The organism is Streptomyces sp. NPDC059037, assembly GCF_042740015.1.
GTDB lineage: Bacteria > Actinomycetota > Actinomycetes > Streptomycetales > Streptomycetaceae > Streptomyces.
The window spans coordinates 36,024-56,623 of the sequence record NZ_JBHYIG010000023.1; the positions used below are offsets into that span (position 1 = coordinate 36,024).

The following is a 20,600-nucleotide window of genomic DNA, read 5'->3' on the forward strand; positions in this document are numbered from 1 at the left end:
GAGGTAACCGTCACTTCTCGGCGCCCCCGTACAACTGCCCCACCAAAGACTTCAGCACCTCATCCGTCCGCGGCCCGTAGTTCAACAGCACCCCGTCGTCGATCGAGACGACACGACGGTCGAGACCGGCAGGGGTCTCGGCGACGCCGGGGATCTTGAGCAGCCCGTCCACGCCGTCCACCGATTCGAGCCCCTTGGACATCACGAGAATCGCGTCCGGCGCCGCCTCGGCCAACGCCTCGCTGGTGATCGCGGTGAAGTCCTTCTTCAGGCCTGACGCCTTGCCCGCGTCGACCGCGCCCGCCGCCTCCAGGAGCGAACTCGCCCCCGACTCGCGCCCGCCGAGCAGATAGACGGAGGCGGACCCGCGCAGATAGAGGAAGGCCACGCGCGGCTTCTCGGTGCGGGCGGACGCCGGGATGGACTTCCGCACCGCCGAAATCCGCTTCTCCGTACGGGACTTCAGCTCGTCGCCCGCCTTCTTCACGCCCAGGGCCTTGGCCACCGCGTCGATCCGCGGGCCCACGTCGTCGAGGCTCTTCGCCGGGTCGAGGACGACCAGCGGGACGCCCGCGTCGCGGATCTGGTCGATCGCCTCGGCCGGGCCCGTTGAGGTGTCCGCGAGGACGACCGTCGGCTTCAGGGAGAGCACGCTCTCCGCCGAGACGTCGTGCGCACGTGTCACCACCGGCAGCTTCTCGGCCTGCTCGAAGGTCGCGGTGATGTCGCGGGCCACGACGTTCTCGCCGAGGCCGAGCGTGAACACGATCTCGCTCAGGCTGCCGGTGAGCGGCACGATCCGCCTTGTGTCCTTGACGGTGACCTTCTTGCCGTCGGCCGACGTGACGGTGGCGGGGAGCACGGGGTCGGGGCGGGACTTCAGGGGCTCGACCCGGTCGGGTGCGGAGGCCGCCGTCTTCGCCTTCGGGGACGTGGCGCCACCGTCGTCCGACGATGACCCACAGCCCGTGAGGGCCAGGGCGAGAACGGCGGTCCACGCACCGGCGATACGGAGTGGGCGCGGCATGCGAAGCACCGAATTCCACCGTCCTGTCGTGTTGTTGGGCCGGCCGGGATCCGGGTGGCCGGGGTTGGGGGTTCCAGCCGGAGTGATCGTAGTTTAGGTTAGCCTTACCTCATTAGCCACACTCGGAGGGGTTCCATGTCGTCGTCAAGACAGACGCGAGCCATCGCCCGCGCCGGAGCGGTGGCGGTGCTCACCGCGCTCGTCGCAGCACTGCTGCCCGCGGCCGCCGCGCACGCGGAGAGCCGCACGGTCCAGGGCGGACGGCTCGACTGGGGCATCAAATCCTCCTTCCAGAGTTACGTGACCGGGCCGATCGCCCAGGGGAGTTCGACCCTGCAGGGCGGCGCGGCCACGGTCGGCGGCAGTCAGTTCCGCTTCCATTCGGCCAAGGGGTCGTACGACCCGGACAGCGGGGCCCTCACCGCCGGGTTCTTGGGCGGGGTGCGCTTCCTGGGGCACAAGAAGGGCGGCTCGTACGAGCTGGACCTCACCATCAGCAACCCCACCGTCAAGATCTCCGGCGGCTCCGGCACGCTCCACGCCGACATGGTCAGCAAGGAGAAGGGCACGGGCAAGGTCACGACCAACGCCCAGGTGCCGCTCGCGACCCTCGGCATGTCCGGCATCGACATGAAGGGCGGCTCGGGCCCGATCGCCCTCAACAACCTTCCCGCGACGCTCACTTCACAGGGGGCGAAGGCCTTCGCCGGGTACTACACGGCGGGCACCGAGCTCGACCGGGTGAGCCTGTCGACGGACCTGGCGGCGAAGTCCGGCTCCGACAAGCCGTCGAAGAAGCCGTCGGAGAAGCCGTCGGAGCCCGAGAAGAAGACGAAGGCGGGCCGCGTCGAGGACGCCGCCGTCGACTGGGGCGTGCGCCGCACCTTCCGGGAGTACGTCACCGGCTCCATCGCCAAGGGCGAGTGGAAACTGTCCTCCGGGGCGCAGGACGGTGCCGCGTACTTCCGCTTCCCCGAGGGCCGGGGAACGTACGACAAGAAGAAGCAGACCCTCGGCGCGGACTTCGCTGGGACGGTGCGCTTCACCGGCGCGCACGGCCTCGACCTCGCGCTGAGCAAGGTCGCCGTCGAGGTGAAGGACGGCAAGGGCACGCTCCTCGCGGACGTCGAAAGCAAGGGCGACAAGGGCGTCACGCTGAAGAAGGCCCCGCTGATCACCTTCGCGGCCGGGGAGCTGAAGCCGAAGGACGGCCTCGTCTCCCTCACCGAGGTGCCGACGAAGCTCACCGGCGACGGTGCGAAGGCCTTCGGGTCCATGTACAAGGCGGGCTCCGCGATGGACCCGCTGTCGCTCGCCGTCGCCCTCGACGCCGACGCGAAGCTGCCCGCGCTGCCGGACCTCGGCTCGTCCGCGAGCCCGACGCCGCAGCCGAAGAAGGCGACCGGGCCGAAGACGCAGAACGCCGCCGACTCGGCCGACTCCTCATCGTCCGCCGTGCCGATCGGCGTGGGCGCGGGCGTGGCGCTGCTGCTCGCCGCGGCGGTCGCGTTCGGCGTCGTACGCAAGAAGCGCGCGACGACCGAGGCGACCGCGACGACCGAGCAGACCGCAGGCTCCGATTCCTGACCCTTCCGGGTCACCCACCCCAGCTCACTTCCTCACCCGTCTCTCAAGGAGAAGACCGACCATGGCCGCCATTCGTCGTCCCATAACCCTCGCCGCAGCCGTCGCGACCGCCGTCACGCTCGGCGCGACCGCCCTCACCCTTCCCGCGCTCGCCGCCGACGGCGGCGCCGCAGCGGCGCCGCAGGTCGAGCTCAAGGACGGCACGCTTGAGTGGGGCTTCAAGGAGTCCTTCCGCAAGTACGTCACGGGCATGGCCCTGGGCAAGATCGAGGCCACGGACGGCGCCAAGCAGGCGGCGGACAACGGGGTGTTCACCTTCACCGACGGCACGGGCACGTACGACACCGGGACGCACGCCACCGACACCGCCTTCAAGGGCGCGGTCCGCTTCTCCTCCACGGCGCACGGCTTCGACATCAAGATGTCCGACGTGCAGGTCCGCACCGAGGGCACGGGCGGCGCCATCCAGGCCGACGTCAGCCTCAACGGCACCGCCCAGAACGACATCGACCTCGCCAAGCTCGACCTGACCGGCATCAAGCCCGGCCAGGGCGAGGGCGGCGCGATGACGTTCAAGGACATCCCGGCGACGCTGACGGCGGACGGCGCCAAGGCGTTCAACGGCATGTACAAGGAGGGCGACAAGCTCGACCCGGCCACCCTGACGGTGAAGGCGGCCGGCGCCCCGACGCAGAAGCCCACGGAAACCCCGAAGCCGACGGACAAGCCCACGCAGACGCCGAAGCCGACGGAGAAGCCCTCCGAGACCCCGAAGCCGACGGACAAGCCGACCGCGACCCCGAAGCCGACCACCACGTCCGACGCCGAGGCGCCCGCAGGCAAGGTCTACGACGGCTCGCTCGCCTGGGGCGTCAAGGAGTCCTTCCGCCGCTACATCGAGTCCGGCGGCGGCGCCACGCTCTCCGGCGGCGCCGAGAAGAACGACAACGGCTACGACTTCCCTTACGCCAAGGCCGACTTGGACGCCGACGCCAAGAAGCTGACCGCGTCCTTCGGCGGCGCCGTCCGCTTCGCGTACAAGGCGCACGGCATCGACATGAAGTTCAGCGACATCAAGGTCGCGGCGGACGGCGCCAAGGGCACGCTGACCGTGGACGTCACCACGCCCAAGGGCACCAACGACGACGTGAAGTTCGCGACGCTTGACCTCTCCAAGGCCTCGTACGAGGCGAAGGACGACGTCGTGCTGCTCGACAAGATCCCGGCGGCGTTCACGGCGGCGGGCGCGAAGCAGTTCGCCAACGAGACGACGGGCTCCATGTACAAGGAGGGCGACGCGATCGACCCGGTCACGGTGGCGCTCTCGGTCGCCGACGGTGCCGAGCTGCCGGGCGGCAGCGGCGGCTCCACCGGTGGTGGCGGCTCGGCCGACTCCGGTTCCACCGGCGGGGGTTCGGCTTCGCTGGGCGGCGGCGGTTCGGTCGGCGGGGGTACGGGGGGCTCGCTGGCGTCCACCGGTTCGTCGACGCCGACCGGTGCGCTGGTCGGCGTGGCCGGGGCGGTCGTCGTGGCGGGCGCGGGGGCGGTGTACGTGGCGAGGCGCCGCGTTTCCTGAGAAGGCTTCGACTGAGGATGCTTGAATGCCCGGATGACGGAACTTCCTGACGGGCTTGATGTACTGAGGGTCTTCTGCGGGCCCGACGGTCGGCACGGCAATGAACTGGGTGTCGTGCGCGACGGGGCCCGCGTGGCCGCTCGCGGTGACCGGCAGGCGGTGGCCGCGAAGCTGGGCTTCAGCGAGACGGTGTTCGTCGATGACCCCGAGCGCGGCGTCATCGACATCTACACGCCCACGCTGCGCCTGCCGTTCGCGGGACACCCCTGCGTCGGTACGTCCTGGCTGCTCGACGTCCCCGAACTGGTCACGCCCGCGGGCGTGGTGGAGGCTCGCCAGGACGGGGAGTTCAGCTGGATCGCTGCGCGGGCGGAGTGGGCGCCGGGGCGGACGCTGCGTTCTTACGGGAGCGTGGCCGAGGTGGAGGCGCTGCGGGTGCCGCCGCCGGGGGAGTGGATCTATGCGTGGGCGTGGGAGGACGAGGCGGCGGGGCGGGTGCGCGCCCGCGCCTTTCCCGGCAGGGACGACGGGATCGACGAGGACGAGGCCACGGGGGCGGCGGCGTTGCTGCTGACGCATCAGCTGGGGCGGGCGCTGAACATCACGCAGGGGCGTGGCTCGCAACTTCTGACTGCACCGGGCCCGGGGGGTCTGATCGAGGTGGGAGGTCGGGTGCGGCTCGTCTCGGGCTGAGGTCTGCCTCCGGCGGTTCTTTCCCCAACCCCACCCCTACCCGAATCCCTTCCGGCTCCGCCGGCCGCGAGCTGACCGTCGATCACCGCCTCCGGCGAGTTCGTCCTCAAACGCCGGACGGGCTGATATGCCTGCGGCCGGGCTCGAAGACCTATCGATGGGTGGGCGGGCAGCTGCCGGGCAATCGGGCGGGTGGGCGGGAAAAGATCCGCCGCGAAGCGGCGGGCAGGATCTGCGCCGTACGCGGGGTGGGGTGAGGGGGCGGAGCCCCATGGTTTCGGGAAGGGGCGGGGTTGGGGAAAATCTAACCCCGCTTCAGCCCCAGCACCTCCGCCGCCGCGAACGTCTCCCCCTCCGGACGGCCCGCGTAATAAGGAGACAGCGCCTCGTCCAGCTCCTCGTACGTGAACACGCCCTTCGCCGTGTCGAACTTCGCGGCCACCTTCGGGCGTTCGACCACGGCCACCATCCCGCCGTGCACCACCAGCAGCTGACCGTTCACCGCGGCGGCCGCGGGCGAGGCCAAGTAGCCGACCAGCGGAGCCACATGCTCCGGGGCCAGCGCGTCCAGTTCACCCGCGCCCGGCTCCTGGAACCCCGCGAACACGTCCTCCGTCATCCGCGTCCGCGCCCGCGGACAGATGACGTTCGCCGTCACCCCGTACTTGCCGAGCGCCAGCGCGCTCGACGTGGTGAGACCGACGATGCCGCCCTTCGCCGCCGCGTAGTTCGGCTGCCCCGCCGACCCGGCGAGGAACGCCTCCGACGACGTGTTGACGATCCGGCCGTACACCGGCTCCCCCGCCGCCTTGGACCGCTCACGCCAGTGGACCGACGCGAAGTGGGTCGTGTTGAAGTGGCCCTTGAGGTGGACGCGGATGACGGAGTCCCATTCGCCCTCGCTCATCGAGAAGATCATCCGGTCCCGCAGAATGCCCGCGTTGTTGACCAGGATGTCCAGCTTTCCGTACGTGTCGATCGCCAACTGGACGAGCCCGCGCGCCTGTTCGTGGTCCGCGACATCGCCCAGGTGCGCGACCGCCTGCCCGCCCCCGGCCCGGATCTCCGCGGCGACCTCCTCGGCCGGCGTCGCCGAGGCCTCGCCCGAGCCGTCACGTCCTGGCTGCCCGAAGTCGTTGACGACGACGCTCGCGCCGAGCCGAGCGAGTTCGAGGGCCTCGGCGCGGCCGAGGCCCCGGCCCGCCCCCGTGACGATCGCGGACAGACCCTCAAGCGGCAGTGACGGTGACGGTGACAGTGACATCAGTGATCAAAGTCCTTTCAGAACCGGGGAGTTCAGAGCCGGGAAGTTCAGATCTCGATGCAGGTCCGCAGCGCGACCCCCGTACGCATCTGATCCAGCGCCTCGTTGATCTCGGGCAGCTGCACCCGGTGCGTGATGAGGCTCTCCAGGTCGATGCGGCCCGCGCGCCACAGCGCGATGGCCCGCTCGTAAGAGGTGAGGACGTCACCGCCGCCGTACATGGACGGCAGGATCTTCTTCTCGTCGAAGAACAGCTCGAACATGTTGAACTGGAGGAAGTCGTCGAGGGCGCCCGCGCCCACGACGCACAGCGTGCCGCCGCGCCGCGTCGTCTCGTACGCCGTGCGGGCCGTGGCGGACTTGCCGACCACCTCGAAGACGTAGTCGAAGCCCTCGCCCGCGGTCACCCGCTGCTTGGCGTCGGCGAGTTCGTCGGGGGCGACCGCCTCCGTCGCGCCGAACTTCAGCGCGGCCTCGCGGCGCGATGCCACCGGGTCGACGGCGATGATCTGCGCCGCCCCCTTGAGCCGCGCGCCCTGGATCGCGGAGATGCCGACACCGCCGCAGCCGATCACGGCGACCGATGAACCGGTGGCCACATCGGCGGTGTTGATGGCCGCGCCGAGCCCCGTCGTCACGCCGCAGCCGATCAGCGCCGCGATGTCGAAGGGCACGTCGTCCGGGATCGGCACGGCGCAGCCCGCGTCGACCACGACCTCCTCGGTGAAGGTCCCCGTACCCGCGAAGCCGAAGACGTCCCCGCCGGGCCGCTTGAAGTTGGGCGTGCCCGCGTTCATGAATCCGGCAAGGCACAGCTGGGTCTGGCCGCGCTTGCAGGCGGGACAGGTGCCGCACGCGGGCAGCCAGCACAGCAGCACCCGGTCGCCCTGGGAGAGCCCGGTCACGCCGTCGCCCACGTCGATGATCTCGCCCGCGCCCTCGTGGCCGGGGATGAACGGCGCGGGCTGCGGCAGTACGCCGTTCATCGCCGATATGTCGGAGTGGCACAGGCCGGTGGCCCGCACCCGGATCTTCACCTTGCCGGGGCCGAAGCCCGTCGCCTCGACGTCGTCGAGGACTTCCAGCTTCTCCTGGCCTATCTCGTGCAGTACGGCTGCGCGCATGGTGCGGCTCCTCTCGTACGAAGATTCAGCGACGACTCAGCGAAGATTCAGGCGTGTTCGACGACCGTGTCGGCGAGCACCGGCGCGTCGTCCCGCTCCACCGCCGTCACGGTCGCCTGGACGCGCCCCTCGGTGCGCCACATCCGGATCCGCAGGGTCTCCCCGGGGAAGACGACACCGGTGAAGCGCGTGCCGTAGCCGCGCACCCGCGACACATCGCCGTCGAGCAGCGTGTCCACGACGGCCTTGAGCGTCATCCCGTAGGTGCACAGGCCGTGCAGGATCGGCCGCTCGAAGCCCGCGAGCTTGGCGAACTCGGGGTCGGCGTGCAGCGGGTTCCAGTCGCCGGAGAGGCGGTAGAGCAGCGCCTGGTCCTCGCGCACGGGTCGTTCGACGGTACGGTCCGGCTCGCCGTCGGGGGCCGGGACGCGGGCGGAGGGGCCGCGGTCGCCGCCGAATCCGCCTTCACCGCGTACGAAGATCTGGGCGTCGCTCGTCCACAACGGGCCCTCTCCGTCGGCCACTTCGGAGCGCAGGACGAGGACGGCGGCCTTGCCCTTGTCGTACACGGCGGCGACCTTGGAGGTGGCCGTGGCGCTGCCCTTGACCGGGATCGGGCGGTGCAGGGTGATGGTCTGGCCGCCGTGCAGGACGGCGGCGAGGTTCACCTCGATGCCGGGGGCGGAGAGGCCGCCCATCATGCCCATGCCCGCCCCCGCGACGGTGGCGAAGCTGGGCAGGACGTGCAGCCTGGACTCCAGGGTGTAGCGCAGCTCGTCGGGGTCGGTGGCGGGGACACCGGCTCCCAGACCCAGATGGTAGAGCTGGATGTCCTTGTGGTCCCAGGCGATCTCGGCCGACCTGGGCTGCGCGGCCAGGGCCTTCGCGGCGTCGATGGGCATGTGTGGCAGCTCCTTGGGAGGAGGGCAGAGACCTCGGCGCGGCCGTCCGCACCGTCGGCCGCACCGAGGTCGTAACGGGGCCGGAGAGCCGGTCGTCGAACCGGCCCGTTCTAGAACGCGTTCCAGTCCGGCGACCCCATGTATAGCCCAGCACCCAGGACTTGTGAAGACTCCTGACGTCACGTCAGATTCAGCGGGCGGGGCGGGGCGGCGAGCCGTGACATTTGTACCGGCCTGGTCCGTACAACCGCATCTGCCGCCGCCCCGCCCCGAGTTCGTAGCGTCGAAGCCATGACGAAGACCTCAGAGAGCAGCCACGCGCACGGACCCGCCGTGGCCTTCACCGGCGTGGTCAAGGCCTTCGGCCCGCTGCGTGCCGTCGACGGCGTCGGCCTGCGGATCGAGCCCGGCGAGACCGTGGCCCTGCTCGGCCGCAACGGCGCGGGCAAGTCCACCGCCATCTCCCTGCTGCTCGGCCTCGACGACCCCGACGCGGGCGAGGTCCGGCTCTTCGGCGGCCCGCCCGGGGCCGCCGTGCGCGCGGGGCGGGTCGGCGCCATGCTCCAGGAGGGGCGGCTCGTCCCGCGGGTCACCGTCCGCGAGCTGGTCTCCTTCGTGGCGGGCCGCTATCCGGCGCCGATGCCGCTCGGCGACGCGCTGGCGCTCGCCGGGATCGAGGAGCTCGCCGGGCGGCGCGTGGACAAGCTGTCCGGGGGCCAGACGCAGCGGGTGCGGTTCGCCGTGGCGCTGGCCGGGAACCCGTCGCTGATCGTCCTCGACGAGCCGACCGCCGCGCTCGACGTGGAGGCGCGGGCGGCCTTCTGGGCGTCGATGCGCGGCTACGCGCGGCGCGGCCACACCGTCCTCTTCTCCACCCACTACCTGGAGGAGGCGGACCGGCACGCCGACCGGATCGTCGTCATGGACCACGGCAGGATCGTCGCCGACGGCAGCGGCGAGCAGGTCAAGCGGGCCGCGGGCGGCAGCTCCGTCTCCTTCGACCTGGCCGGGCGCGGCACGGAAGGCCTGACCCTGCTGCCCGGCGTGCGGTCCGTGGAGGTGCGCGGGGGCCGGGCCACGCTGCGTACGGAGGACTCCGACGCGACGGTGGTCGCGCTCGCGGAGCTGGGGGCGGTCCGTGGACTGCGGGTCGCGGCGGCCTCGCTCGACGACGCGTTCCTCGCGCTGACGTCACCCGCGTCCGCTGCCGCGTCCGCCCTGGAGGCCGTGTGATGGTCGCCTACCTCGGGCTCGAAGTGCGCAGGACCCTGCGCGACACCGGCTTCGTGATCGGCGGCATCGGCCTTCCGGTCCTGATGTATCTGCTGTTCACCAACGTCGGCGGCGGCTCCGCATACGCCGAGTGGAAGACCACGTCCATGGTCGGCATGGCCGCGTACGGTGCCGTGATCGCCGCCCTGAACACCGGCACCGGCGTCGCCGAGGACAAGACGATCGGCTGGCTGCGGCAGCTGCGGGCCACGCCGATGACGCCCCGCGATGTCGTGCTGGGCCGGGCCCTGACCGGGGCGGTGACGGTGCTTCCGGCGATCGTGGCCGTGTTCGCCGCGGGTGGCCTGGTCAACGGCGTACGCATGGCGCCCTGGCAGTGGGCGGCCGCCGTGGTGCTGCTGTGGGCCGGCTCGCTGCCCTTCACGATGCTGGGGCTCGGCAACGGCTACCGACTGACCGCGCAGACCACGGGCGTGGTGAACACGGCGTGCAATCTTGGGCTCGCGGTGCTCGGCGGCCTGTGGTTCCCCGTCGACCTGTTCCCCGGCTGGCTGCGCGCACTGTCCGACTACACACCCACGCACCGCTACGCGGAGCTCGGCACATCCGTGACGGACGGCTCCGGGATCGGCCTCGGCACGGTCGCGGTGCTCACCGCCTGGCTGCTGGCGTTCGGTTCGTACGCTGTGGTCTCGTACCGCAGGGCTGCGCGGACGGTATGACGACGCCGGCGAGGCGCCATGGCACGACAGGAGAGGTCATGTCAGCGATATCCGGGAAGCGCGCCCGGCGCCAGGAGTTCGGGCGTCGCATCGCCCGCTGGAAGGCGGGTGCCGGGGCGCAGCTCTCCGAGATGCGGGCGAAGGAGAAGTCGGGGCGGAGCGATCCCGGCGATCTGGGTCCGCCCAACGGCTTCTCGATGCTGCCCTGGCTCCTGATGGGCATGGGCTCCTTCTCCAACGTCATCCAGGGCAAGACCGGCAACCCCTGGATCGGCGGCCTCGGCCTGCTGGCCTTCAACTCCCTCTACATCAACGTGGTGTTCCGGGCCTTCCACAAGCAGGCCAGGGAGGCGCGCGTGACGAAGCACAGCCTGCTCGCGCTGACCGCGGTGACCTTCGCCCTCGCCATCGGCTACGGCGGCAGCTGGCTGATGTTCTTCCCGCTCCTGGGCCTGGCGACCGGCGCGGTCCTGCGCGGCAGGCAGCTCGCCCCCGCCGGGATCGCCCTGAGCATCGCCGCGGCCGTGGTCGGCGGCCTCCGGGACGGCTGGGACGCCGCGGGCATCGCCTACGGCACGTTCATCTCCGTCATGGTGACCGGGGCGATCCTCGCCCTCTCCGAGACGGTCAAGGAACTGCGCTCCACCCGCGAGGAGTTGGCCCGCAGCGCCGTCGAGAAGGAACGTCTGCGCTTCTCCCGCGATCTGCACGACCTGCTCGGCCACACCCTTTCGGTGATCGTCGTGAAGGCGGAGGCCACCCGCCGCCTGGCCCCCCGCGACCTGGACGCGGCCCTCGGCCAGGTCACCGACATCGAGTCCGTCGGCCGCCAGGCCCTGACCGAGATCCGCGAGGCGGTCACCGGCTACCGCGAGGGCAGCCTCGCCACGGAGCTCGACCGGGCCCGCGATCTCCTGGAGGCGGCGGGCATCGACGCGGTCGTACGCCAGTCGGGGCCGCCGCTCGCCCCGCAGACGGCGGCGCTGCTCGGCTGGGTCGTCCGTGAGTGCGCCACCAATGTCGTACGCCACTCCCGCGCGACCCGCTGCGAGATCGAGGTCGCGGGCACCGCCGAACGGACCCGGCTGCTGATCACCGACGACGGCCGCGGCGTAGGCTCGACCGCGCCCGGCAGCGGGCTGAAGGGCCTGGCCGAACGCCTGGCGGCGGCGGGCGGCTCCCTGGAGTCGGGGCCCGCACCGCACGGCGGCTTCCGGGTCACCGCGACGCTGCCGGTCACCGAGTTGAGCACCGTCCCGGAGGAGCGCACCCCATGATCAGAGTCCTGCTCGCCGAGGACCAGGGCATGATGCGGGGCGCGCTCGCCCTGCTGCTCGGCATGGAGGAGGACATCGAGGTCGTGGCGCAGGTGGGGGCGGGCGACGAGATCGTGGACGCCGCGCTGACCGCGCGCCCCGACGTGGCGCTGCTCGACATCGAACTGCCGGGCCGCAGCGGTCTGGAGGCCGCGGCGGACCTGCGCGAGGAGTGCCCCGAGTGCCGGGTCCTCATCCTCACCACCTTCGGCAGGCCCGGCTATCTGCGCCGTGCCATGGAGGCGGGAGCGGTCGGCTTCCTGGTCAAGGACGGGCCGGTCGAGGACCTGGCCGAGGCGATCCGCCAGGCGCTGCGGGGCGAGACGGTCATCGATCCGGCGCTCGCCGCGGCAGCACTGAGCGCGGGGCCGAACCCGCTGACCGCCCGCGAGGCGGACGTGCTGAAGGCCTCGGTGGACGGTGCCACGGTCGCCGACATCGCGGGCAAGCTCCATCTGTCGGAGTCGACCGTGCGCAACTATCTCTCCGCGGCGATCGGCAAGACGGGGACGCGGAACCGGATGGAAGCGGTGCGGGAGGCCCGACAGCAGGGCTGGCTGTGACCCCGCACCCACGGTGACACCGGTCTCTGCGGCACCGCGGGTGACGCCGTTCCCCGGCCGCGCTCAGTCCTGCACCACCGTCTCCACCTTCCCCGCCCCGTCGTAGAGACGTATGGCCACCAGCTTGCCGCCCGGGCCCGGTCCGTCCTCCTGCTGCGTGAACCACAGGTACCCGGAGCCCGCCGCCTTGGTCAGCTCCGGCTCGGACGTGCCGTTCGCGTACTCGAACTCGATGCGCCTGGTCTTCGGGCCGACGTGCCCGACCGTCAGTTTCTTGCCCTTCACCTCGATCTCCGCCGAGGCGAAGCTCAGCCCGTCGTCGCCGCCGGGGTCCTTGTCCTGGAGGCCGAAGTACGTCACCTTCTTCTTGCCGTCGGCCGCGATGGTGACCGCGTACCACGGAACGTCGAAGTTCGGGACGGGGTCGCTCGTCCGCTCGTCCCACACACCGGCCTTGATCATCGCCTTCTTCTGGCCGCGCGCCTCCGCGTCGTCGCGCGGAGCGCCCCACACCTGCAGCTCCATCTGGGTCACCGGGGTCCCCGTCTCGTCGAAGACCTCGGTCAGCGGGGTGAACTGAGGTGTGTAGACGTGCCGTTCCCTCGCCGTGCCGTCCTGTGACGCCACCTGGGCCTGGTCGCGTCCGTCCACCATCGCGAGCGCCAGCGAGCCCGTGGAGCCGGCGATCGCCACGGCCGCCACCGCACCGACCACCCAGCGGCGCGCCTTCCTGCGCCGTCCGCCGCGCAGCACCGCCTGGTACGGGGCCGTGCCGATCTCGACCTCGTCCGCCACGGTCGCGAGGCGGTGGGCGATGTCACTGTGCGCGGCGGTGTCGTGCTGCGCCGGGTCCTGGTCCCTGGTCATCAGTTCTCCCCTCGGCTTCCGACCTTCTCGGTCAGTGCGGGTATGGCGCGCAGCTTGGCGATCCCCTTGGCTGCGTTGCTCTTCACGGTCCCCACCGAGCAGCCCATGGCCTCGGCGGTCTGGGCCTCGCTCAAGTCCTCCCAGTAGCGCAGGACGACCGCTTCGCGCTGGCGCACGGGCAGTTGGGCGAGGGCGCGCAGCAGGGCCGCCCGGTCGTCCGCCTGTGCCATGCGGTCGCCGCGCTCGCAGGTGTCGAGCACCGGGGCCTCATCCTGCAGCGACAGGAACTCCTTGAGCTTTCTCCGGTGTCTGCGCGCATGGGTGTTGATCATGATCCGGCGCACATACGCGTCCGGATCACCTGCCGCGCTCACCTTGCGCCAGGACACGTAGGTCCGCTCCAAGGACGACTGCACCAGGTCCTCTGCCGCGTGCTGCTGGCCCGTCAGAAGAAAGGCCGTGCGCATCAGCTGCGACCAGCGGTTGGTGACGAAGCCCTGGAACTCTCCGTCCAAGACCTGCTTTCGCTCCCCCATGAATACCTCCTTGCACATTGGAGTCCATGAGGGCCACAAACCGTTGCCTCGGGCCCTGGAGGCCCTGGAGACCCTGTTTGCCTCAGCCTTCGGAGGCCCGCTGCCTCGGCATCCACAGAAGCACCACCACCACGCCCGCGAGCAGGATGAACCCGCTGGTGCGGAACGCCATCGCGTATCCGTCGGTCAGCGCCTGCCGGGACGTCGAGCCGTCCATCTGCGCGGCCGCCACCGTGGAGAGCACCGCGAGGCCGAGCGCGCCGCCCATCGTGCGGGAGGTGTTGATCAGGCCGGAGACCAGGCCCGCGTCGCCCGGCTGCGCGCCGGACGTGGCGAGCGAGGCGAGCGGTGTCGCCGCCAGGCCCGCGCCGAACATCATCACGATGCCGGGCAGCATGATCGAGGTGACGTACGCGCCGTCGACGGTCATCATCGTCGACTGCCAGCCGAAGCCCGCGGCGGCCACCACGATGCCGAGCACGGACACGTTCTTCGCGCCGAGCACCGGCATCAGGCGCGGCGCCAGCATCGAGCCGATGACGATGGTGAGGGAGGACGGGATGAGCGCGAGGCCCGCCTTGAGCGGGGAGTAGTCGAGGACGTTCTGGGCGTAGAGCGTCATGAACATCCACATGGCGAACATGCCGCCGCCGCACACGAACATCGCGGCGTTCGCGGCCGACACCGACCGCACCCTGAACAGCTTGAGCGGCATCAGCGGCACCTGTGTGCGCGACTCCACCACGAGGAAGGCCGCGAGCAGCGCGAGCCCCGCCGCCAGCGGGACCAGGGTCGCCGCCGCCGTCCAGCCCTTCTCCTCGGTCTGCACGATGCCGTACGCGAGGGTGGCGAGCCCGGCCGTCACGAGGACCGCGCCCGGCACGTCGAGGCGGCGCGCCTGCCCTGCCCTGGACTCGGTGAGCCAGGCGATGCCCGCGACGATCACGAGGGCGCCGATCGGCACGTTGATCAGGAGCACCCAGCGCCAGGAGAGCAGGTCGGTGAGGACCCCGCCGACCAGGCCGCCCGCCGCGCCGCCGCCCGCGCCCACCGCCGACCAGATGCCGATCGCCCGTATCCGCGCCGGGCCTTCGGGCACCGCCGATGTCAGGATCGTCAGGGTGGACGGGGCGAGGATCGCGGCGCCCAGGCCCTGCACGGCCCGCGCCGCGAGGAGCTGCCACTCCTCCTGTGCGAGGCCGCCGCCGAGCGAGGCGGCGGTGAACAGGCCGAGCCCGACGAGGAACATCCGCTTGCGCCCGAAGAGGTCACCGGCCCGGCCGCCGAGCAGCATGAACCCCGCGAAGGCTATGGAGTAGGCGTTGACGACCCACTGGAGTCCGATCGCGCTCATGCCGAGGTCGGCCCGCATCGACGGCAGCGCGGTGTTCACCACCGACACGTCGAGGACGACGAGGAACTGGCCCGCGCAGGCGGCGAGAAGGACCGCCCACACCGGTGCGGACTTCTTCGGCGGGGCGGTGTCGGCTTCGGTCGCGTAAGTGGTGCCGGGCGTCTTGACCATGACAGGCATCCTCTCAAGCGCCGGGCGCCGCGTGCATCGGAAATTCGCTGCACGGGTCCTCGGACAAGAGGACTAGGTCCTTCTACGCCTGCCTGCGCCTTGAGGCCCCGGTCTCCCGACCCTTCGGCCGCTACCGCCGCAGCAGCGTCACCACCGCCGCGCCGCCGAGCCCGATGTTGTGCGCAAGACCCACCCGCGCCCCCGCCACCTGCCGCTCCTCGGCCTGCCCCCTCAACTGCCAGGTGAGTTCCGCGACTTGGGCGATCCCCGTCGCGCCGAGCGGATGCCCCTTGGAGATCAGTCCGCCCGACGGGTTCACGACCCAGCGGCCGCCGTACGTGGTCGCGCCGCTCTCCACGAGCTTGCCGGACTCCCCCGCCGCGCACATGCCCAGCGCCTCGTACGTAAGAAGCTCATTGATCGAGAAGCAGTCGTGCAGCTCGATCACGTCGACGTCCTCGATGCCGAGGCCCGCCTTCTCGTACGCATCCCGGGCGGCCGCCCGCGACATCGGCTGCCCCACGACGTCGATGCACGACCCCGAGTCGAAGGACTCCCCCGTGTCGGTCGTCATCGCCTGCCCGGCGATCTCCACGGCCCGGTCCTGGAGTCCGTGCCGCTCCACGAACCGCTCGGATGCGACCACGGCCGCCGCCGAACCGTCCGACGTCGGCGAGCACTGCAGCTTGGTGAGCGGGTGGTGGATCGTCTTGGCGGCGAGGATCTCGTCGACCGTGTACGCGTCCTGGAACTGGGCGTACGGATTGTTCACCGAGTGCCGGTGGTTCTTGGCGCCGACCGCCGCGAGCTGCGCGGCCGTCGTGCCGTACTTCTCCATGTGCTCGCGGGCCGCGTTGCCGAAGATCTGGGCGGTGGGCGGGGTCATCTCGAAGCCGTGCCGGGCCGCCATCACGCCGTAGTGCCGGGCGACGGGGGACGTCTTGAAGTCACCCCCATCGCTCCCTCCCCCCAGTGCGCCGCGCGCCATCTTCTCGAAGCCGAGTGCAAGCACGCAGTCGTTGATGCCGCCCTCGACGAACTGCCGCGCCATCATCAGCGCCGTCGACGCCGTCGCGCAGTTGTTGTTCACGTTGTAGACGGGGACGCCGGTCAGGCCCAGTTCGTAGGCGGCCCGCTGCCCGGCCGTCGAGGCCTGGAAGCAGTACCCGACAGGCACCTGCTCCACTTCCTCGTACGAGATACCGGCATCCTCAAGGGCCTTGGTGCCGGCCTCTTTCGCCATGTCCCAGTACTGCCAGTCCCGCGTCTCGGGCTTCTCGAACCTGGTCATGCCGACGCCGACGATGTACGCCTTCATGTCTTCCTCTCAGTCACGCGGTAGGCCGAGCAGCCGCTCGGCGACGACGTTGAGCTGCACCTGCGTGGTCCCGCCCGCGATGGTCAGGCAGCGCGACATCAGGAAGCCGTGCAGCGCCCGCTCCCCGGCTCCCTCCCGCAACGCGCCCGCCGGGCCCAGGAGTTCGAGCGCGAGCTCGGCCACCTTCTGCTGATGCGGGGTCTGCACCAGCTTGCGGATGGAGGCACCGGCCCCCGGTTCCGCGCCCGCCACCTGCCGTATCGTGGTGCGCAGGCCGATGCAGGCGAGCGCGTGCGCCTCGGCGGCGAGCGCGCCGATCCGCGCGCGGTGCGCCCCGTCGAGCTCACCGGCGCGCGCGATGAGCGCTTCGAGCCCCGTGTCGAAGGCCAACTGGTCGGCCATGTGGACGCGTTCGTTGCCCAGCGTGTGGCGGGCGACGCGCCAGCCGTCGTTCACCTCGCCGACGACCGCGTCGGCGGGCAGCAGGACGTCGTCGAAGTAGACCTCGTTGAAGAGGGAGTCCCCGGTGATCTCCTTCAGGGGCCGGACGTCGACACCGGTGGCCCGCTTCATGTCGATGAGGAAGTACGTAAGCCCTTTGTGCTTGGGGGCTTCGGGATCCGTGCGGGCAAGGAGGATCCCGAAGTCCGCCCACTGCGCGGCGCTCGTCCACACCTTCTGGCCGTTGATCAGCCAACCGTCCTCCACCCGCTCGGCCCGCGTCCGCAGCGCGGCCAGGTCCGAGCCCGCCTCCGGCTCGCTGAACAGCTGGCACCAGAGCAGCTCGCCCCGCAGCGTGGGCGGCAGATACCGCTCCCGCTGCTCCTCCGTCCCGTACGCGATGAGCGAGGGCACCACCCAGGTGGCGATGCCCAGCTCGCCGAGCCGGACCCCGGCATCCGCCAACTCCTGCTGGACGGCGAGCTGTTGCACCGGTCCCGCGCCCAGGCCGTACGGCTCGGGCAGGTGCGGCGCCGCGTAGCCGGTCGGCGCGAGGGCCTTGCGGGCGGCCGCCGGGTCGAGTCCGCGCGCCGGGGCGACGGTCTCGCGCGCCCGCTCCCGGTACGCCGTCGCCTCCGCCGGCAGCTCGGTCCGCAGCTCCCGCCGCGCACCGCCCTCCGCGAGCCGCACCGCCCGCAGCCGGTGGGTGTCGCCCGTACCGAGCAGCTGGCGGGCCACGACCGCGCGGCGCAGATACAGGTGCGCGTCGTGCTCCCAGGTGAAGCCGATGCCGCCGAGGATCTGGACGCAGTCCTTGGCGCAGGAGTAGGCGGCGTCCAGGGCCGTCCCGGCGGCGAGCGCGGAGACAAGCCCCCGCACGTCCTCATCCGGCTCGCCCACCGCGCGCGCCGCGTCCCACACCAGGGCCCGCGCCTGCTCGACCCGCACCAGCATGTCGGCGCAGAGGTGCTTGACGGCCTGGAACCGCCCGATCGGCCGCCCGAACTGCTCGCGCACCTTGGCGTGTTCGGTGGCGGTCTCCAGGGCCCAGGCCGCGACGCCGCACGCGTCGGCCGCGTACACGACACACGCCAGATCCCGCACGAGCGCCGATCCGGCGTCGAGCACCCGCCCCGCGGGGACCTCGACGCCGTCCGCGGTCACCTCGGCGGTGGGCCGCGTCGGATCGGCGCTTTCCTGGGTACGCACGTTCAGCGCGGCCGCGTCGACGGCGAGCCACAGCGTTCCGCGCGCCGATTCGGCGGCCAGGATCAGCAGGTCGGCGTCGGCCCCGCCGAGCACCGGCGGCGCGGTCCCGTCCAGGACATAGCCGTCGGGCACGGACACCGCTGTCAGCGTGCCGGGGCCCGGTGCGACGGCGCCGATCCGCGTGCCGGACGCCAGCTGGGCGGCCTGCTCCCGGGCGCCCGCCCGGTGCAGCACGACCGACGCGAGGGCACTGGCGAGGTACGGCCCCGGCAGCGCGGCGCGGCCCGCCTCCTCCAGGACCACGGCGAGGTCGTCGAGCCCGCCGCCCCCGCCGCCGTACTCCTCGGGCAGATGCACCGCGAGCAGCCCCTGCTCCGCGAGCCCGTCCCAGTAGGCAGGTCGGCCCCGTCCTCCAGACGGAGCGTCGAGCAGCTTGCGTATCTCCTCGGGCGGTACGGCGCGGGTGATCCAGCCGCGCGCCGCGTCCGCCAACTCCCGCTGTTCCTGCGTGATTCCGATCCCCATGCGCATCCTCGCCGGTAGCAGCTTCCGGGACGGCGTCAGACTAGAACACGTTTCAATCCAACGGAAGGTTCAATCTGACGGAAGGTCAGATACGGGCCCGCTCGACCGGCACCCGAGGACCCCGCTTAACCGGCTGGTTAACAACGGGTCAAGACTTCCCCTCGTACGACATTCATCGGAATAGTCGCCCCAGGAAACAGGTTCGTTCTGCACGTACCCCTGCCAGCATGTGCACCGCCCCCGGAGGCCCCACGTAATGACGCAGTCGACGACGACCCAACAACGCGGCACCCGCGGAGTCGTCCCCGTACTCGCCTTCGCAGGCATCGTCGTCGCGGTGATGCAGACGCTCCTGGTGCCGGTCATCAAGGACCTGCCCGCCCTGCTGAGCACCACCCCGTCGAACGCCACCTGGGTCATGACATCGACCCTGCTCGCCGGCGCCGTCTCGACCCCCATCATGGGCCGCCTCGGTGACCTCTACGGCAAGCGCCGCATGCTCCTGACGAGCCTGGCCGTGATGGTCGTGGGCTCCCTGATCTGCGGTTTCACCGACGACCTCATCGTCATGATCATCGGCCGTGCCCTCCAGGGCTTCGCCATGGGCGCCATCCCGCTCGGCATCGGCCTGATGCGCGACGAGCTGCCCCGCGAGAAGCTCGGCTCCGCCATGGCCCTGATGAGCTCCTCCATCGGCGTCGGCGGCGGCCTCGCCCTGCCGCTGGCCGCGCTGACCGCGCAGCACACCGACTGGCACGCCCTGTTCTTCGGCGCCGCGGGACTCGGCGTCGTCTCCATGCTCCTCACCGTCCTCTTCGTGCCCGAGAGCTCCGTGAAGGCGGAGGGCACCTTCGACGTGCTCGGCGCGATCGGCCTCTCCGCGGGCCTGGTCCTCTTCCTGCTCCCCATCACCAAGGGCAGCGACTGGGGCTGGTCGTCGGGCACGACGCTCGGCCTGTTCGCGGCGGCGGCGGTCGTCCTGGTCCTGTGGGGCGTGCTGGAGCTGCGCCTGAAGGCCCCGCTGGTGGACCTGCGTACGACGGCCCGGCGCGAGGTGCTCCTGACCAACCTGGCCTCGATCATGGTCGGTGTCGCCTTCTACGCGATCTCGCTGGTCCTCCCGCAGCTCCTCCAACTGCCTGAGTCGACCGGCTACGGCCTCGGCCGGTCCATGGTCGTCGCGGGCCTGTGCGTGGCGCCGCTGGGCCTGACGATGATGTTCACGGCTCCCGTGTACGCGCGCCTCTCCGCCAAGTACGGCCCGAAGGTGACCCTCATCCTGGGCATGCTGATCATCGCGATCGGCTACGGGGCGGGCCTCGGCCTGATGAGCGCGGCGTGGCAGACCATCGTCATCGCCGTGGTCGTCGGCGCGGGCATCGGCCTCGCGTACTCCTCGCTGCCGGCGCTGATCATCGGCGCGGTCGACCCCTCCGAGACGGGCGCGGCGAACGGCCTCAACACCCTGATGCGCTCCATCGGTACGTCGGTGTCGAGTGCCGTCATCGGCATGGTCCTCGCCAACACGGCGAACCACGTGGGCGGTGTCGCGGTCCCCACGATGGAGGGCTTCCGCACCTCGTTCCTCATCGCCGCGGGGGCGGTCGGGCTTGGCCTCGTCCTCGCCCTCTTCCTGCCGTCCGCGCGCCGCTCGGCCAAGCCGCAGCTGCGGGCGAGCAGCGAGGAGGACGCGAACCTGCGGGCCGCGGATGAGGCCCTTGCCGGCTTCCACGGCCGGGTCCTGAGCCCCGCCGGGGCGCCGGTGGCCCGCGCCAAGGTGACGCTGATCGACCGCCGGGGGCGGCAGGCGGGCGCGGCCCTGACGGACGAGGACGGCCGCTACTCGCTCTCCGTCCCGTCGGACGGCTCCTACGTCCTTGCGGCGACGGCGGCGGGTCATGCGCCGCTTGCCTCGGCGGCGGCGTACCAGGGTGATGACCGGGCTGCGGTGGAGGTGGACCTGCTGCTGCCGGGCGGGAGTGAGGTGCGGGCGTAGGGGCGCTGTTGGCTGTCCCGGCGTCGAGTTGGCGCCGGGGCCGCCCGGTTGTCCCGAGGTTGGCGGTTCCGGGCCGGGAGTCAAGGGCGCTCCTTCGTCGCGTCGGCTGCGCCGATTCCGCTTCGCTCCACCCTTGACACCCACCCCTCCACCGCGAGAAGCGAATTGACCGGGCG

At 71.3% G+C, this 20,600-nt stretch carries 17 protein-coding genes; 8 read left to right on the plus strand and 9 right to left on the minus strand.

Annotated features, from left to right (window positions below; genetic code table 11):
• Nucleotides 1-10 precede the first annotated feature (10 nt).
• Nucleotides 11-1,027 (minus strand): hemin ABC transporter substrate-binding protein, encoded by a 1,017-nt coding sequence (locus tag ACFWY6_RS07855; RefSeq protein ID WP_384687365.1) that lies wholly within the window; start codon nt 1,025-1,027, stop codon nt 11-13.
• A gap of 135 nt (nt 1,028-1,162) precedes the next feature.
• Here ACFWY6_RS07855 and ACFWY6_RS07860 point away from each other — a divergent pair, with 135 nt between their 5' ends.
• The 3 genes from ACFWY6_RS07860 to ACFWY6_RS07870 all read left to right on the plus strand — a co-directional run bounded on the left by ACFWY6_RS07860 (nt 1,163) and on the right by ACFWY6_RS07870 (nt 4,883).
• A complete protein-coding gene (locus tag ACFWY6_RS07860; RefSeq protein ID WP_384687366.1) occupies nt 1,163-2,614 on the plus strand; it encodes an HtaA domain-containing protein in 1,452 nt (483 codons plus the stop codon).
• A 61-nt stretch (nt 2,615-2,675) separates the two neighbouring features.
• A complete protein-coding gene (locus ACFWY6_RS07865; protein WP_384687367.1) occupies nt 2,676-4,190 on the plus strand; it encodes an HtaA domain-containing protein in 1,515 nt (504 codons plus the stop codon).
• A 33-nt stretch (nt 4,191-4,223) separates the two neighbouring features.
• Nucleotides 4,224-4,883, plus strand: a complete 660-nt coding sequence (locus ACFWY6_RS07870; protein ID WP_384687368.1) for a PhzF family phenazine biosynthesis protein — start codon at nt 4,224-4,226, stop codon at nt 4,881-4,883.
• Between the two features lie 304 nt (nt 4,884-5,187).
• On the opposite strand, the gene ACFWY6_RS07875 is transcribed toward ACFWY6_RS07870, so the two are convergent.
• From ACFWY6_RS07875 to ACFWY6_RS07885, 3 genes are read right to left on the minus strand one after another with little or no spacing between them, the layout of a single operon-like run.
• Nucleotides 5,188-6,147, minus strand: a complete 960-nt coding sequence (locus tag ACFWY6_RS07875; protein ID WP_384687369.1) for a 3-oxoacyl-ACP reductase — start codon at nt 6,145-6,147, stop codon at nt 5,188-5,190.
• 47 nt (nt 6,148-6,194) lie between these two features.
• Nucleotides 6,195-7,271 (minus strand): Zn-dependent alcohol dehydrogenase, encoded by a 1,077-nt coding sequence (locus ACFWY6_RS07880; protein WP_384687370.1) that lies wholly within the window; start codon nt 7,269-7,271, stop codon nt 6,195-6,197.
• A gap of 47 nt (nt 7,272-7,318) precedes the next feature.
• Entirely contained in the window at nt 7,319-8,173 is an 855-nt protein-coding gene (locus ACFWY6_RS07885) for a MaoC/PaaZ C-terminal domain-containing protein (protein WP_384687371.1), read from the minus strand.
• Between the two features lie 291 nt (nt 8,174-8,464).
• Between ACFWY6_RS07885 and ACFWY6_RS07890 the strand changes: the two genes are divergently transcribed.
• The 4 genes from ACFWY6_RS07890 to ACFWY6_RS07905 are packed head-to-tail and all read left to right on the plus strand — an operon-like array spanning nt 8,465 to nt 12,007.
• Nucleotides 8,465-9,406, plus strand: a complete 942-nt coding sequence (locus tag ACFWY6_RS07890; protein WP_384687372.1) for an ABC transporter ATP-binding protein — start codon at nt 8,465-8,467, stop codon at nt 9,404-9,406.
• Complete coding sequence (locus tag ACFWY6_RS07895) at nt 9,406-10,128, plus strand: ABC transporter permease (protein ID WP_384687373.1); 723 nt, start codon at nt 9,406-9,408, stop codon at nt 10,126-10,128. Before ACFWY6_RS07890 ends, ACFWY6_RS07895 begins: the two co-directional genes overlap by 1 nt.
• A gap of 38 nt (nt 10,129-10,166) precedes the next feature.
• On the plus strand, nt 10,167-11,405 hold the full coding sequence (locus ACFWY6_RS07900) for a sensor histidine kinase (protein ID WP_384687374.1): 1,239 nt from the start codon (nt 10,167-10,169) through the stop codon (nt 11,403-11,405).
• A complete protein-coding gene (locus ACFWY6_RS07905) occupies nt 11,402-12,007 on the plus strand; it encodes a response regulator (protein ID WP_384687375.1) in 606 nt (201 codons plus the stop codon). Before ACFWY6_RS07900 ends, ACFWY6_RS07905 begins: the two co-directional genes overlap by 4 nt.
• A gap of 63 nt (nt 12,008-12,070) precedes the next feature.
• Here the strand turns inward: ACFWY6_RS07905 and ACFWY6_RS07910 are convergent, their stop codons facing one another.
• From ACFWY6_RS07910 to ACFWY6_RS07930, 5 genes are all read right to left on the minus strand, one after another.
• On the minus strand, nt 12,071-12,874 hold the full coding sequence (locus tag ACFWY6_RS07910) for a hypothetical protein (protein ID WP_384687376.1): 804 nt from the start codon (nt 12,872-12,874) through the stop codon (nt 12,071-12,073).
• Nucleotides 12,874-13,410, minus strand: a complete 537-nt coding sequence (locus ACFWY6_RS07915) for a SigE family RNA polymerase sigma factor (protein ID WP_384687377.1) — start codon at nt 13,408-13,410, stop codon at nt 12,874-12,876. The genes ACFWY6_RS07910 and ACFWY6_RS07915 overlap by 1 nt, the downstream gene beginning before the upstream one ends.
• Before the next feature lie 82 nt (nt 13,411-13,492).
• Nucleotides 13,493-14,935, minus strand: coding sequence for an MFS transporter (locus ACFWY6_RS07920; RefSeq protein WP_384687378.1), 1,443 nt, complete (start codon nt 14,933-14,935; stop codon nt 13,493-13,495).
• 130 nt (nt 14,936-15,065) lie between these two features.
• Complete coding sequence (locus ACFWY6_RS07925; protein ID WP_384687379.1) at nt 15,066-16,253, minus strand: lipid-transfer protein; 1,188 nt, start codon at nt 16,251-16,253, stop codon at nt 15,066-15,068.
• Between the two features lie 9 nt (nt 16,254-16,262).
• Entirely contained in the window at nt 16,263-18,428 is a 2,166-nt protein-coding gene (locus ACFWY6_RS07930; RefSeq protein ID WP_384687380.1) for an acyl-CoA dehydrogenase, read from the minus strand.
• Nucleotides 18,429-18,684: 256 nt separating this feature from the next.
• Here ACFWY6_RS07930 and ACFWY6_RS07935 point away from each other — a divergent pair, with 256 nt between their 5' ends.
• A complete protein-coding gene (locus ACFWY6_RS07935; protein WP_384687381.1) occupies nt 18,685-20,424 on the plus strand; it encodes an MFS transporter in 1,740 nt (579 codons plus the stop codon).
• Nucleotides 20,425-20,600 lie beyond the last annotated feature (176 nt).

Bases quoted from the DNA above. Each gene is read 5' to 3' on its own strand.
- ACFWY6_RS07855 (WP_384687365.1), bottom strand. From the start codon at position 1,027: ATGCCGCGCCCACTCCGTATCGCCGGTGCGTGGACCGCCGTTCTCGCC.
- ACFWY6_RS07860 (WP_384687366.1), top strand. From the start codon at position 1,163: ATGTCGTCGTCAAGACAGACGCGAGCCATCGCCCGCGCCGGAGCGGTG.
- ACFWY6_RS07865 (WP_384687367.1), top strand. From the start codon at position 2,676: ATGGCCGCCATTCGTCGTCCCATAACCCTCGCCGCAGCCGTCGCGACC.
- ACFWY6_RS07870 (WP_384687368.1), top strand. From the start codon at position 4,224: ATGACGGAACTTCCTGACGGGCTTGATGTACTGAGGGTCTTCTGCGGG.
- ACFWY6_RS07875 (WP_384687369.1), bottom strand. From the start codon at position 6,147: ATGTCACTGTCACCGTCACCGTCACTGCCGCTTGAGGGTCTGTCCGCG.
- ACFWY6_RS07880 (WP_384687370.1), bottom strand. From the start codon at position 7,271: ATGCGCGCAGCCGTACTGCACGAGATAGGCCAGGAGAAGCTGGAAGTC.
- ACFWY6_RS07885 (WP_384687371.1), bottom strand. From the start codon at position 8,173: ATGCCCATCGACGCCGCGAAGGCCCTGGCCGCGCAGCCCAGGTCGGCC.
- ACFWY6_RS07890 (WP_384687372.1), top strand. From the start codon at position 8,465: ATGACGAAGACCTCAGAGAGCAGCCACGCGCACGGACCCGCCGTGGCC.
- ACFWY6_RS07895 (WP_384687373.1), top strand. From the start codon at position 9,406: ATGGTCGCCTACCTCGGGCTCGAAGTGCGCAGGACCCTGCGCGACACC.
- ACFWY6_RS07900 (WP_384687374.1), top strand. From the start codon at position 10,167: ATGTCAGCGATATCCGGGAAGCGCGCCCGGCGCCAGGAGTTCGGGCGT.
- ACFWY6_RS07905 (WP_384687375.1), top strand. From the start codon at position 11,402: ATGATCAGAGTCCTGCTCGCCGAGGACCAGGGCATGATGCGGGGCGCG.
- ACFWY6_RS07910 (WP_384687376.1), bottom strand. From the start codon at position 12,874: ATGACCAGGGACCAGGACCCGGCGCAGCACGACACCGCCGCGCACAGT.
- ACFWY6_RS07915 (WP_384687377.1), bottom strand. From the start codon at position 13,410: ATGGGGGAGCGAAAGCAGGTCTTGGACGGAGAGTTCCAGGGCTTCGTC.
- ACFWY6_RS07920 (WP_384687378.1), bottom strand. From the start codon at position 14,935: ATGGTCAAGACGCCCGGCACCACTTACGCGACCGAAGCCGACACCGCC.
- ACFWY6_RS07925 (WP_384687379.1), bottom strand. From the start codon at position 16,253: ATGAAGGCGTACATCGTCGGCGTCGGCATGACCAGGTTCGAGAAGCCC.
- ACFWY6_RS07930 (WP_384687380.1), bottom strand. From the start codon at position 18,428: ATGGGGATCGGAATCACGCAGGAACAGCGGGAGTTGGCGGACGCGGCG.
- ACFWY6_RS07935 (WP_384687381.1), top strand. From the start codon at position 18,685: ATGACGCAGTCGACGACGACCCAACAACGCGGCACCCGCGGAGTCGTC.